The organism is Bradyrhizobium vignae (assembly GCF_004114425.1).
Lineage (GTDB): Bacteria > Pseudomonadota > Alphaproteobacteria > Rhizobiales > Xanthobacteraceae > Bradyrhizobium > Bradyrhizobium vignae.
Genome location: NZ_RDQF01000028.1, coordinates 57,571 through 71,613, shown reverse-complemented (window position 1 = coordinate 71,613; position 14,043 = coordinate 57,571). Strand labels below are relative to the sequence as shown.

The 14,043-nt window shown below is 58.1% G+C and carries 8 protein-coding genes and 2 pseudogenes; 1 reads left to right on the top strand and 9 read right to left on the bottom strand.

What is annotated here, in order from left to right; genetic code table 11:
* Positions 1-235: 235 nt before the first annotated feature.
* From EAV90_RS22965 to EAV90_RS22940, 7 genes and pseudogenes are all read right to left on the bottom strand, one after another.
* Complete coding sequence (locus EAV90_RS22965) at positions 236-1,330, bottom strand: KamA family radical SAM protein (RefSeq protein WP_129144766.1); 1,095 nt, start codon at positions 1,328-1,330, stop codon at positions 236-238.
* Between the two features lie 1,671 nt (positions 1,331-3,001).
* The gene (locus EAV90_RS22960) at positions 3,002-3,877 is read right to left on the bottom strand and encodes a TauD/TfdA dioxygenase family protein (RefSeq protein WP_245509587.1); all 876 of its coding nucleotides are present in this window, start codon (positions 3,875-3,877) and stop codon (positions 3,002-3,004) included.
* 1,653 nt (positions 3,878-5,530) lie between these two features.
* Positions 5,531-6,216: pseudogene (locus tag EAV90_RS22955) on the bottom strand (EAL domain-containing protein); the annotation flags it as partial.
* Positions 6,217-6,331: 115 nt separating this feature from the next.
* Positions 6,332-7,927, bottom strand: coding sequence for an IS66 family transposase (gene tnpC, locus EAV90_RS22950; RefSeq protein ID WP_167506412.1), 1,596 nt, complete (start codon positions 7,925-7,927; stop codon positions 6,332-6,334).
* A gap of 147 nt (positions 7,928-8,074) precedes the next feature.
* Positions 8,075-8,341: pseudogene (gene tnpB / locus EAV90_RS41765) on the bottom strand (IS66 family insertion sequence element accessory protein TnpB); the annotation flags it as partial.
* The gene (gene tnpA / locus EAV90_RS22945; RefSeq protein ID WP_129144745.1) at positions 8,338-8,766 is read right to left on the bottom strand and encodes an IS66-like element accessory protein TnpA; all 429 of its coding nucleotides are present in this window, start codon (positions 8,764-8,766) and stop codon (positions 8,338-8,340) included. The pseudogene tnpB and the gene tnpA, both read right to left, overlap by 4 nt.
* A 607-nt stretch (positions 8,767-9,373) precedes the next feature.
* On the bottom strand, positions 9,374-12,049 hold the full coding sequence (locus EAV90_RS22940) for an N-6 DNA methylase (RefSeq protein WP_129144744.1): 2,676 nt from the start codon (positions 12,047-12,049) through the stop codon (positions 9,374-9,376).
* Positions 12,050-12,178: 129 nt separating this feature from the next.
* Between EAV90_RS22940 and EAV90_RS22935 the strand changes: the two genes are divergently transcribed.
* Positions 12,179-12,853, top strand: coding sequence for a recombinase family protein (locus tag EAV90_RS22935; protein WP_129144743.1), 675 nt, complete (start codon positions 12,179-12,181; stop codon positions 12,851-12,853).
* Between the two features lie 288 nt (positions 12,854-13,141).
* On the opposite strand, the gene EAV90_RS22930 is transcribed toward EAV90_RS22935, so the two are convergent.
* Together EAV90_RS22930 and EAV90_RS22925 are read right to left on the bottom strand one after the other, a co-directional pair.
* Positions 13,142-13,702, bottom strand: a complete 561-nt coding sequence (locus tag EAV90_RS22930) for a hypothetical protein (protein WP_129144742.1) — start codon at positions 13,700-13,702, stop codon at positions 13,142-13,144.
* Between the two features lies 1 nt (position 13,703).
* Positions 13,704-13,889 (bottom strand): hypothetical protein, encoded by a 186-nt coding sequence (locus EAV90_RS22925; RefSeq protein ID WP_129144741.1) that lies wholly within the window; start codon positions 13,887-13,889, stop codon positions 13,704-13,706.
* Positions 13,890-14,043: the final 154 nt, after the last annotated feature.

Below are 14,043 nucleotides of genomic sequence, written 5' to 3'. Positions count from 1 at the left end.
TCCGCGCTATCCGACCCTGCGCGGTCGCGTACTCAAGCGCATAAAGCTTTACCTTCCCGTCAGTCCACGAGCTCCACAGGGGCCTTAGGTTCAGTGCAGCGGACGATCGAGCGGCATCCGAGCCTAACTACCGTTGAGACCAGGGCACGCTTCCGGGCTCAACTTGAGTGTGCTTTGTGGGGCGGCAGGACACTGCACGCACCGAGTTCGTGGGCTGGCGAGCGCACGGTAGATCTCATTGTGCGGGCAGATCATCAAGCCAGCAGGCTGTCGCGACGTGCGGTCGGGAAAAGATTTTGCCGATCTTCTCGGGAACTTTATTCTGATGGTATCGCATATACACGCGGCCATCCTGTCCTACGTCCAATATCTCTATTTTCCCTGTGTAATGAGACATGATGTATTTAAATGTCTTCTCGATCCCGCTCAGACGCTGGTTGATGCCGCGTACAATTTCTAGTCCGCGACGCAGTGCGACTTGGAAGTGCGATGCACCCTTCACCGGCCTGGCTTGAAATAAGTAGTAAGGTCGCACTCCGATTTCGTGGCATTTGGCGAAGGTCGCGGCCAATATCTCGGAATCATCGTTGACTTTGGCAAGAAGCACGGACTGATTAAGGAATTGCACGCCCTGTGCTCGCAAAGCGCGAACTTTGTGCTCCGCGTCGGATGAGATCTCACCTACGTGATCGAAATGCGTGACGATGATTGGGGCTTTTCCCGCGTTGTGGATACGCTGAAATAGCGCCGGTAGAGCGGAATCTTCAAATCGCCTTGGCTGATAGGCCAGCATTTTTGTACCAAATCTGATCGAATTCAAATGATTTATTGGCAGCAGGTGGTCAACGATCTTGTTCAGATTGGCGGTGCTGAGCACGAACGGGTCGCCCCCGGAAAGGAGTACGTTCGTCATCTCAGGATGGCGCGCAATATATTGCGCAGCCTGATCGAAGTCGGGCGCGATTTCATCCGAAATCTTGCCCACAATGCGCTTGCGAAAACAGTAACGGCAATATGAGCCGCAGCGTTCCGTCACCAGCAATAAACCGGTTTGGGCGTACTTGTGCTGGAGCCCCGGCACGACCGTGTTGTCCTGCTCGCCGCTGGTATCTAAGGTGCCCGGGCTTTCGAACTCCTTCAGTGAGGGCTCGACAATGTACTTCAGCTGATCGTAGTAACCGCTTTTGATGATCTGTTCGCGATAGGACTTTGTGGCACGATAAGGTGTGATGTTGTTGACTTGCAGTTCACGCTCGCTAACGACGCGAGTTTCTTCAATGAACTTCAACACGCGTGCTCTGCAATCCAGCGGATTAGCTGTTGTTTCCATTGCCGCACCTTGTGCGCCCTTATCAGCGCGTTTGATTCCTCGTGGACCATACAGCATCAACAGTGGATCGATACCTACCTAGTGTGGTAAGGACTATCGGACTCGAGGGTTGAGAAAGCCGCACTGGTACTCGCCAGATGGCGGCGCGCCGAGGATATCGGCGCGATGGCGAACCTAACTCGCAGCCATTAGATCGTGTTAAGATCGAATTGAATCGCAAGGGGTTCCGAAACAGGCGACGCGTGATTCATCCTCACCGCCGGGAGGAGGGCTGATGGGCGTATGGGGAGACTCTTTCGATTTGGGTGATCAAGGCTTGGTTGAGGCCGGTGCTACGCGGAACGAGGCGGCAAGGATCTTGGTCGGGATCGCGAGCGCGATCGATTGGGTGAGGGGTTCGAGGAAACGCCCCGCACAGCAGCTTTGCCCGACCGGGCGCGAAGCGATGTTCCGCGTTGAAGCGGCACTGGGATTGGCTCCTGGACGATCTGACGCTCGATGCGATCGCCGAGCATGTGCTTCGCACGCAACGCGTGTAAGCCGACAAGTCGATGCTGTCGCGGTCTTTCGCGGCCGAGGAAATCAGCTTCAACTAAAACCGTGCAGGCCAGCGAACTGGACCCGAAGTTGCGGGAGCGCCGGGAAGCGTGCGGCGTGCGAAGGACTTTGGTCGCCTTTGATTTTCTTTGAGACTTGACGACAACCGTGATCGCGCGTCGTTACGCCTGAGCCGATGTCAGCGCACGCGCCATCAGCGATGTGCCGAACGGCCATTGGAAGACGACGATGTTCCTTGCGGCCTCACCTGCGAGGGGTGATCGCATCTTTCGTGCTCGACCGCTAATCAACAGCAAGTGCTTCCTGGAGTCGAGTAAATCCTCCTTCCCGGCGCTGCGTGAAGGCGAGACGGTGATCCTCACAATGTGTCGAGCCAGAGCAACGAAGAGGCCGCGTGCCTCATCGCAGGCGCCGGCGCCCGTACTATTGCAGCCCCGCTCTCAATCCGATTGAGATGGCATTCGCCAAAGTCAAAGAACTGCTGCGGCGAGCCCCAGCCACAACCTGCGACGCCCCCTGGGATCTCATCGGGCGCACCCTGAACATATTCTCTTCTAAAGAATGCGCCAACTACGTCCGTCATTGCGCATACAATCGCTTTGATCCCAACAGGCTTCAGCGAACCGCGCAGCATGCCTAAGACGTGTGACAAGCGCGCCAACGCCTTTCTGTCCGTGCAAACACGCGACCGCCGCCTTCTCAAAATCGAGGTGAGCGCCGTCCCAATTGAAGGACACCCTTGAACGGCCCTCATCGGAATCAGGACATGGTGTGCCTGCGCCCACATTCATGAGTTATATCAGTGTGCGAGGCAGGTTTAGAGGTCGAATAGCGCCTCGACCATCGCCAAGCTCGATTCGCTCCAGCTTTCCAATGCCCGGCACCGATAGGCAAGAGCCGGCTCCCATTGTACCCGGCTCTCGCACGAGAATGGCACCGCCGCTCGCGCCTTCTCGGAAAGTCTTATGGACAAAAAAGAAGCCGATTGCCCGCGCTGGTCAGCCGGTCCTGTCGGGATAAGTTCGAAGGCCCGGCTCCGCTCGACATTGCAGGGCCGCAATTTAGTCATGGGTCTCCCGGCGTCTTACGAAATCCGGGAAATGCGGGACAATGTCAGGCGGCCTTTGCGGCCCTTGATTTTGGCCTCTTCAGGTGCCGTACGCGGGCGTCAATCGCAAGCTGGTCCATGGTCCAGTGAGGACTGCCGGTTTTGTTGACCGGGTACGGCTCAGTCGCGCGATTGTCCCAGATTACGACGTCGCCTGATTTCCAGTTCCAGCACAGCGTGTTCTGCGGCGCGGTGAGATAGGATTGCAGCCGTTCAAACAATTTTTGGCTGGGGTAGGGCTGCAGGCCGACGAAGTTCTTCACGGAGCGGCCGAGCGATAGCATGCGTTCGCCGGTCTCGGGATGAACACGAACAATCGGATGTGTCGTTTCGTAGATCGTCCCAGTGGATACACCCCACCAAGGCCGCTTGTTGGCATCGGTGGCCCTCTCTGTCGCAGTGAGATCAGATGCGACGAGGCTCACAGCCCACAGGTTATCTGCGAGCATCCGCAGGGGATCGGGAAGATCAAGATAAGCGGCCGCCCTGCTCGACCAAGCAATGTCCCCGCCAAAAGGCGGGGCCGCTGCGAGCCGCAGCACCGAAATGGCTGCGCGGACCCGCTCATCGTTCATCTGGTTGAGATGACTGCAGGCGGGATCAGACAGCTCCTGCCGGATTGTTAAACCGTCCATTGTGTCCACCATTGTGGGATTCGGTATCAGCGCGCCGAGCCGGAGCACAAAACGCTGCTGCTGTGCATCGTCGAGATGTCCCTGGTCACGGAAGAAGATGACCTTATGCTCTAGCAGGAGTCGCTTGAACGCTACGATGACATCGTCAGGCAAATCGTCCGACAGCGCAATGTTCTTGATTTCGGCACCAAGCCGCTCCGCGCGCTTCACGATGTCTGCCCGCGGAATGACATTTTCAACAGCCATTATTCCACTCATTACTGAGCCTCTTTCTATGGATGTCTAAACAGACTTGGTGGTGGTCGCGTCGGCGACAAATCCAGCAAAACCATCTTGATCCTACACACCCGAATTGTCCGAGCGTGGCTCACCGCGCCACTCAATTAGGCGGCTGAATTCCGATACACACCACCGGCACCTTAGAATCCGCCCCCCTCTGCATGCCGACGCGGCTAGTGGCGTTCTCATCGAAGGACACTCGCATATGAGGCCACCTGATCGATTTGCAGCCTGATCAACAGTGCAGATCATAGACGCAATCCATGTCCAGTCCATGAAACGAAACCAGCTTTCTTTTTGAGCTCGCGCAACGTTCGCCTCGTCTCAGAACTCATGCTTGGAAAATCCTCGAACAACGACTGCGTCGTGCCTCATCCATCCTGCGCGGCCTGATGCGCACGATGAAGATTGGACGTGGTTCGCGGCATGCACTCGCGAAGCGGAGAGGACCCGCCGTCTCTCAAGCAAGACCTATCTGAAGATGTATATTATATAAGAAACTACTTCAACGGGTCGATCATCATATTTTCGCGACTTCGGGTCGTCCAATGCGCGACTTGTTTCATCGGCTAGTCAGTTGCTGCCACGCGTGGACTAGCGGGAGAAGCGAAAAAGACGAAGCCTGCAACTTGCGAGGCAGCTTAACAATGGACTTAATCCCTCAATTTTCGAAACTTGAACTCGGCAGCAATTGATGCTGTTGCGGCGATGACCTGCGTTTCGTCCGTCTGGAGACGTAAATGCTCCTTACGGACTGCATGCTCCCTTCGTGGCAGTTGAGCACACACAACAGGTACAGAGCGCCAAAGAGACAAGTAAGGCGTCTCTGCGCTTTCGGACTGAAGCCGCAAATTTGGGCTGGCCATTTTTGCGTCCCTATGAGCGACACGCACACTGAATGCCACGCTGCACTACAGATCCTAAGCCCGGATTTCTTTTGCTATGCGTTTGGCTGGCGCCACGGATAAGACGCCGATGCAAGACTCGCCCGAGATCGCCTTGTCTGGTACTCACCGATCTGGCTGGGCTCAACGCTGCCAGTCTCGTCGACCCGCTTGATCCAGCCAACCGCCGTGCTGCTGGCCACTAAACTGTTTGGCGGCCCGATTGCGGGACATCCCGCCCTCAATTGCGACTACCACGCGCTTGCCAAGATCCAGACTATATGGCTTGGCCATCCATGCCGGCCTCTATCCAGCCAGCATGTTGAATCAGAAACGCTCTGACTGGAAATTCCCAAATCGATTCAGACATTCAGACTAACTCCATCCCGCTTTAGGTTGTCACCGGCTCCAGACTGAAAGCCGTAGTACCAACTGAAGCTTTTCCACAAGGGCGCCGCCCAATTCCATATGAACGCATGATCTCAGTTCGGGAGAGCTAGATAACATGACGTATCCTCAATACGTAGATAACGATACGGGGATACGCGTTCAATTGTAGGCAATCGGCCCAACTGATGTTTACATACCTTTGTCGCAAATGCGTGCGAGTATCAGATAATCGCGTGTCTTCACACAGCGGACGGCGCGGACCAGTTGGTTGGGGCATAGTCGCCGCGGCAACGCTGTTGGCCGCTTGCGTGTTCTTCGCGCGGCGCTATGTGTGAGCCTTTGTGCCTCACTCCAGCTCCATCACGGTCGGTGTCAAAGCGCTTTTGGCAAACTTCTTCAGCGGCATCGGCTTGCCGAACCAGATGACCCTGGACGGGGTCAAAACCGAACTCGTTGACGGTAGCCAGATCAGCCCCGCTCTCGATGCCTTCCGCGACGGCGCGCGCGCCGTAGCCCTGAGCGAGCTCGACGATGTGACGGCACACCGTGCGTTTCAGCCGGTCATTGCCGCAGCCAGCGACGAATTGCCGGTCGGCTTTCAGCTTGATGAAGGGAATCCTGTCCAGTCCCATCAGTTCCGGCCAGTTGGCGCCGAGATTGTCGATCGATAGGCCGATATTGTGGAAGCTCATCTCGCGAGCCATCTCGGCCAAAAAATCGAGGGCCTGGATCGCCTCATCGCTGGCGCGGCAGAGGTCGCGGACGGCCTGCGGCTTTCTCAAATATGGCGCCGGCAGGTTGATCGATAGATCGACCGCGCTCTGCCGTTCCAAGAGATAATGCCAGTCCTGCAGGGCGCGCTCGACCACAAACTCGGACAAGTCGCAGAAATATGGATCGCGCTGCTCCGGAACAAAAAAAAGCTGGCTGTACCACGCCCCACGTCGGGTGTCGCACACGCACCTTCGCCTCGGCACCACGGCGAACCAGCGAGCGCGCGTCGATTTTCGACCGATACCAGAGCTCGAGCCAGCGCCCCATGCAGCGGCGTACGCGCGGCGTCCTCTTGCGCCGTCCGAAAGTCTTCAGCCTCGGTTCGGAGATCTCACCAATCACATTGTCCATTGGTAAGCGCTTAGCCGTGGCCCTATTGAGGCTGGCTTGACGTTTTGCGGAATCGCCACGGCATGAGGTCGTCGATTTCGCTTTGGGGATGGCCGGCAATGATCGCCGTGAGCGTTTCGGCGATGTAGGCGACCGGGTTGACGTCGTTGAGCTTACAAGTCGCCACGATGGATGCGAGCAAGGCCCAGTTTTCGGCTCCGACCTCATGACCGGCGAAGAGCGCGTTTTTTCTGGTCAGGCAGATCGGCCGGATCGCGTTCTCAACCGGATTGGTGTCGAGCTCGAGACGCCCGTCATCGAGGAAGCGCGTCAGCCCCTGCCAATGATTGAGCGCGTAGCGGATGTCCTCGGCGAGCGTCGAGCCGCTGGAGATCATCGACAGCTGTTTCTCGAACCACGGCTTCAACGCCTGGACGAGCGGCAGCGAGTGTTCCTTGCGCGCGGCCAGCCTGATATCCGGCGATGAACCGCGTACCATGGCTTCGATGGCGTAGAGCTGTGCGATCTGCCGGACGGCGGCCTCGGCGATCGGCGATTTACTGTTGCGGGCCAATTTGACGAAGCGCCGGCGCAAATGGCTCCAGCAATGTACCAGCGTCCACGGCCCTTGCGGTCGAGCGACTTCGATCAGTCGATCATAACCGTCATAGGCATCGCATTGCAGGAAGCGTCCGGTGAAGCCGTCCAGGAACTGCTCAGCGAAGGCGCCGCTGCGACCGGGAGCATATCGGAACAGCACGATCGGCGGACTTGGGCCGCTATGGCCGCGGTCGTCGGAGACGATCGCCCAGAAGTAGCCCTTCTTGGTTTGACCACGCCCGGGATCGAGCACCGGCGCCGTGGTTTCATCCATGAACAGGCGATCCGCCGCTGCCAGATGGCGCCGCATGTGGTCGGCAACAGGCTGCAGATGGAAGCAGGCGCGGCCTGACCAATTGCCCAGTGTCGCCCGATCAAGCCGGATCCCCTGGCGCGCATAGATCTCGGCCTGACGGTAAAACGGCGTATGGTCGCCAAACTTGGAGACGATCACCTGCGCAATCGCCGCTTCGGTCGGTAGTCCGCCAGGCACGACATGCTCCGGCGCGTGCGCCTGCACGACAGGGCCGGAGCAACGGCGGCAGATGTATTTCGGGTGGCGCGTGACCAGCACGCGCCATTGTGCCGGGATCACGTCAAGGCGCTTGCTGACGTCCTCGCCGATCTTCGTCATCGCGCCGCAGCCGCACGGACAGAGTGTGCTCGCAGGCTCGAGGATCCGCTCCACCCGCGGCAAATGGGCAGGCAAGCAGCTTCGATTGCGATGACGGTCCTGATCCGATCCAGCACGCGATCGGCCCCTGATGACCGCCGCAGCCTTCTCCTGTGCCGCGTCCAAGACGCCTTGCGCGATCTCCACGTCTTCGAGCGGTAAATGGTATTGATCTGGCCGCAGCTTCTCGGACTTCGCTCCGAACTTCTCTCGGCGTAGTTCGCCGAGAATGACCTCCAACCGGCGCCGCGCTTCTTCCGACGTGGCCAGCGCCGCTTGATGTTCGCTCAATGCTGCCTGCGTTTGCGCTAAAAGCGCCTTCAGGCGTTCATTCTCGTCGCGAAGCGTCGCGCGCTCATGCGCCATGTCGAGCACATCTGCGCTGCCGGCGCCATGCCAAACTCGGCACAGAGTCATTCTGCCGCACTTATCCAGCGACCTGTGGACGCCGCGCTTCCTCCGGCCGTACCAACCGCCAATCCAGGCCCTCGAACAGCGCGGCAAACTCGCCGGCGATATCCGCATCACGCCGTCCGCAATCTTTGGCCATACGAACTTGCAGCCCTCAAGGCGCTTGTGCACCAGCACCAAGCCCGTTCGATCCCACACCAAAATCTTGATCCGGTCCGCTCGTTTCGACCGGAACACAAAGGCTGCACCGCTGAACGGATCGAGACCAAGCATCTGCTGCACCTTCGCAGCAAGCCCATCGTGCCCACAGCGGAAGTCGACGGGCCGCGTCGCGACGTAAATCTTCAGCTCGGCGCCGGGGACAATCATCGTGACGCCCGCACCGCGCGGATCACTCGAGATAGCTGCTCCCCATCTATCGCCGCGTCCGTCCGCACGACGACGTCGCCAATCGCAATCTCGAGCTTGACTGTCGGAACGTGACGCTCCTCAAACGGCCCCTCCACAACGAGCGGCGCGAACCGCGGCTGCGGAGCCTCGCTCGACGGCAATTCGCCGCGCTGTCGGAAGCGTCGCCGCCAATCGTAAATCTGCCAGCGCGTCGCCCCGTGCTTGCGCGCCACCTCCGCCACCTGAGCGCCGGGCAGCAGACTTTCGGCGACGATCCGAGCCCGCTCGGCCTCCGAACGCACGCGACGCCCGGACGGTCCCTCAAGCACCTCAAGCCGGCTGACTGCTCCTGACCCAACTGATGAGCTGTCCAAATGGGCGTCCCTTTTGCCGTCCAATCCCATCCCAAACCTCCGCTCAACCCGGAGGCTTCTTCGCACATCTAATCTAACGTCGAACCGAGGGTGCCGGCTTAGCGCTTACGTCCATTGCAAATCACTCCCCGTTTCGGAGCGGTGTGTTCACCGCGCGGCGGGCTTAAATATGGAAACATTCAGCATGATTGTTGAATTGGCCAGGTAACCTTAAAGCGGCCAAATTCGTAAAATTATCTGGAATGCGTTCGGCAAATTTTACGCCTGCAAAAATCATATCCACCCGAAATGGCTTAAATCTCATACGGGATGACCGGCATGATTTTGAAGACAGTCAGCGACTTAGGACTGGCGCTCCGTGAAAGCCGCCATCGGCGGGAGCTGCCCCAGAAGCAACTCGCTCAGACGCTGGGACCACCTAGGAGTGGATCTCGCAGCGAGATGGGCCACCTGGAGATTCCCCAGCCTCGGAACACGGTGCAAAAAGGCTCGCCACGCTCGGAATCGACCTGAACACCGACAGTCAGCCGGGAACCAACGCCGCGGGGCTAACTCACTGGCTTTACTTAATTCGCGCGCATGATTGCTGTTCTAGCTACCTTTGTATTTGTTTCAACGTCGGTAACACCTTCCGCGCTCAAACTGCGCGAACGTCGGCGCTTCGCTGCCCAAGGTCTTGCAGTCGCGTTCGCAACGCATCGAACCTCCGCACGGCGCTGGCAATGGCCTGTTGTTGCGCCACATCGAGTTCATCGTTTCCATCGACAGGCACTTCGACCTCAAGTTCCCGGACCCGAGTCGTGAACAGCTTTGCTTCGTACAAAAAGCCTCCCTTATAGACAGCGGCGCGCAGCGCAACGGCCAAGTAATCGAGATCAATGCCGGGGTCTTTCACGTCGACGATGATGACATCATCGGTGATCCCGCACCGGTCGCGGCGAACAAACACTTTGCCAACGCTCGCGCCGTTAGCATTCACTGTGACAATCGGCTTCTTTTCAACGTCGCCTTTCTTTACCTGCCCGAAGAACTTCTCATCGACCAAGCCCTTAACCTCGCGCTCAGTCTTGAAGCAGCTATAGATGGGCAGCTTGCCAGGATGCTCGCGGATTTCCTTTCCCGTCACCCGCGTCCCGGAGCGGACTGCGAAATACGCCGTGTCATTCATGCTGATCGTGCGCATGTCGCCGGACGTTAGGGCTTCGAGCTCTTTCTTCGCGGCAGCAAGCTCCGTGCTTATCTCCTCGATTTCCGACCGCGTCTCATCAATGAAATCGACCCGCGTTACGGCGCTCTCCTTGTGACCAAGGGCGACCAGCTCTTCCTCGGTCCAGAACCGCCCGACGTCCCAACGATCATTTTCCGTAAACTCAGCGGCAGGGACTACCTTGGCAACCTGCGAACCTTGGACCGCACCGGGTTTTCCCTCCGCGTGTGCAACGAACATTCCCGCGATATCCGCCAGATCGTTTTCGTTTGGGGTCGGAACCCGCTCCCAGCTCAACGTTTCGCCAATCGTTCGAGCGATGCCGCAGAACACATCTGGGCGCTCATCGGCGGCAGTATGGCGCTTCTCCAGGGCGAGGATGTACGTGAGCTGCGCTGTGTTGAAGAATGTGTTTCTAGGCAAAGCAATCGAAGCAATCAGATTACATTCATCCAAGATGCGCTTTTTGGGTCCTGGATCAGTGCGGTTGAGCAGCCCCAAGGGCACAATGACAAACGCACGGCCGCCCGGCTTCAATGCGCCTGAAATGTAGCGGAGAAACAGAGCTTCAACGCCTAGGCCTGAGCGGTCGTAGTAGTCTCTTAGGTCGACGTTGTTCTCGCCCGTGCCTGCCTCTCGAACCTCTTCCTTATAGACTCCGCTGCCTTTGGTGACGTAGGGCGGGTTTGTGAGGATCACATCGACCTTCGCTTCGGGCGGGTTCTCCAATGCGCCAAGCGTCTCGTTCGTATTCATCAGTACGAATGTCTCTGCCATGAGCTGGTTCAGGGCAGCAACAGTAGTCGTCGGGTCACGTACGGCTTCGGCGAAATGGATCAACGTGTTCGCTTTGGCGAGGATGTGTGTACTGGCGTCGACATCGACCCCAATGAAACGTATGCGGCGCTTGGGTTTGCCCTTTGCAAAGGTCACGTTGCCAGCAAGCGCCGGAACGATAAGCGGAGGCTCAAGAACAAATCCGCCCACGCCAGCCGCAGGATCGAGGACCACCGCGCCATCAGGAAGTTGATCAAGCCTCGCCATTCGGATCATCTGACGAACAACATTTCGCGGCGTGAAGAATTGACCGAGCTTTTGCTGCCGAGCGCTACGGCGCAGAAACGTTTCGTAAAGGCGCAGCTTGAACTCTGGATCGATAGTGGTCAGCGGGCCGAATTTCTGGAACTCATCAAGAATATCTAGGAACGTTCGATTGAACCCTGACAGCGTAACCGTGGAGGAGCGTAGAAAGGCGAAGCCGTTGATGATTGATGTTTTGGAGACGACCGTGCTTAGGCCGAACGTCCCAGCTACCTTCTCGTCAACCGCGACTGAATTGTCCGGGAAGATGCTCTTGATGAACGGCCTAATCTTCGTGACGTAGTATTCGATTGCCGTAGTCCCGTGCCGCTCCTGGAATTTCTTGGGTTCTTCCAACAGTGGATAGAAACGGTACGCCTCCGGCAGAGTCTTGAGCGGAAGATTGTCCGACAGAAACTTGAGCACGAAAATCTCGACGAAGGTGAGAAGACATTGCTTCGGCTCCTCCTTAGTGGCGTGCCATATGGTTTGCCAGACGGTCTCGGCGAGCGGCGCCGGGTCCTTCAACACCCCAGCATCGCCGGCTAAAAGGTTCGCGAGTACGCCAGGGCCAAAGTCGCGCTTGTCGGTGAGCCAGACAATCTCGCCCTTATCGAGGGACTTTTTTACGTCGAGATAGCACCAGCGCTGGCCATTCGACGTGACTGCGACAGCAGCACCTAGAGAGGCCGCGGCGAACAGCCCCTGTTCGGCCGCCTTGAGTAGCTCCTTTTCGGAACGGAGCTTCCTGGGTGCTTTATGCTCCGCCGTCGCGACGGCATGGGGCTTCCCATCATGGCGCCGAAGGAACACGCGATCCGGCTTGGCAGCCCCCGGTGTCTTTAGCGGCTTGTACGCGGCAAATGGGAATTTGATTGAGGAAGGAACAATGACCTCGACACCGGCCGCCTTCAATTCCCGGACGCTGGTCGCACCAATATTCAGCTCTTCAAAATCGCCGAACTTCGTCCCCTTGAGTTTACCCGTCGCGAGATAGTTTCTTTGATTGAGTTCTTCGTTCGACATTCCGCCGCCCCGGCAAATCAGTTGCACTCCCTACATCGCAGATAGCCGGCTCGAGGAGAAGCAAGAAACCTCTTGTATAAAAGCTAAACGGGCGATAAGACTCTTTACAGATGACCTTCAGAGGCCACCGTGACGACCGAACGCACCCTCATCACCTACATCCGTGTCTCGACCTCTCGACAGGGGCGCTCACGATTGGGCATAGAAACGCAGCGGCAGACGCTCGCTCACTTCGCTCAGGTTGAGGGGTTCACAGTTGCCCGCGAGTTCGTAGAGGTGGAGACCGACAAGGGTGCTGATGCGCTCGACCGCAGGCCGCAACTCAAAGCCGCTCTCGCTGCCGCAAAGAAGCTCAGATGCCACATAGCGGTAGCTAAGCTGGACCGGCTCAGCAGGGACGTTCACTTCATTTCCGGCCTCATGGCCCACAAAGTGCCCTTTGTGGTGGCTGAACTTGGGCCCGATGTTCACCCGTTCGTGCTCGACCTGTTCGCCGCATTGCCTGAGAAGGAGCGCGCGCTGATCTCAACGCGGACACGGCAAGCTCTGTCGGCCGCCAAGGCCCGTGGGGTCGGGTTAGGCAACCCCAATCTCTCTGTAGCTCGCAAGAGCGCCGTGGAGGCCGTGAAGGCCGAAGCTGACCGCCACGCTGCAAATGTGCTGCCGATCATCCGTGAGGCCCAGAAGGCAGGTGCGAGCACGCTGCGGCAGATTGCTGAGGCGCTGAATGCGCGCGGTGTCCCGACGGCCCGAGGTGGCAGTTGGTACGCGCAGTCCGTAGCTAACGTATTGGAACGGGGCTGAGCGAGCCGCAAATATGTCGCGCGCGATGGAAAACTGCCCCCTCGGCGTCATGAGGAATTGCGCCCTCCTTGGATAGCCGAGGAGAGAGCGAATGAAAGAGGAACGAATCACGGAAGGCTCGTCGTGGGGTTGATCCACGGGGGCAGGTGATGAAGACGCCGGATAACGTCGCGGAGAGTTGCGCATGAGGGCGTGCGAGTGCGCGCGCCAAAACGACAGCTTCTGGCAGCTTGAGCCACTCGGCTTTGCCGGGGCATCGTCGCACGGCACCCGAGAAATGCGATGCAGCTAGGCTGACGGCCGAAAAACGCCTTGGATGCACGACAGGTCGCGCACCGCTATCTGCACATGCGTCTCGCGCTGAATGAAGGCGCCAGGGTAGAGCGGGCCACCCTCGATAAACATACCCCTCACGGTCTGAAACTTTGGCTTCGGCAAGGACTCGTATAGATAGTTGATGACAGCGCAATCGAGCGGCCGACGAAGTTCATCGATATTTTTGGGCAATGCCTGCTTTGCTACCTCGGACACTTTCACAAGTCCGTCATAGGCCGTTCGGATGACGTCCAAAGAGGACTGCGTGGTCAGGTCGAGGCAGAGGCCCAGATCGATGACCGCCCCCACTATGGCCGGGTCTTTTATTTTCCCGTTTTTTCCGGGACGGTCTCGAAGCTTCTCAGCCCATCGCATCGCTCGAAGCGGGTCGTTCTCCCAGAAGTATGCGCCTGCGCCCAACCAATCGTAGTTATTCGTGCTGGCTTCAAAGGGAGAACCCGCGAGGAGCTTTTCTGCGATGGACCTGTCACAACCGTGATAGCCAAGGACAAAGCCGGTAACCGTGCGCCGCACGTCAGCCCTTCGGTTTGGGGCGCTCTTCGGCCCGCGCGATGCCCAGGCGCTCGAGCATCTTCTGCGCCTCGTCCCGATTTCGGGCGGCCCGGTCCGTGAATGCCTCAATCTCCGTTCGGATCGCCTTCACCTCTTGCGGCGTGGCGTTACCGAAAAGCGGCATGCTGGAGGGAGTTTTGTTTGCCATATAAACATTCTAGGCAAGTTGCTCGCAATTTCCAAGCCCCTCGCAGCCTTTTTTTTGGAACATCGGCAAGGGGGCCGGTTTGGATTCAACCTTTGCTTTACGCCAGGGTTGCAGAATGCGCGGCAGTATGCACTTAGTTTACGGAATTCGCGAC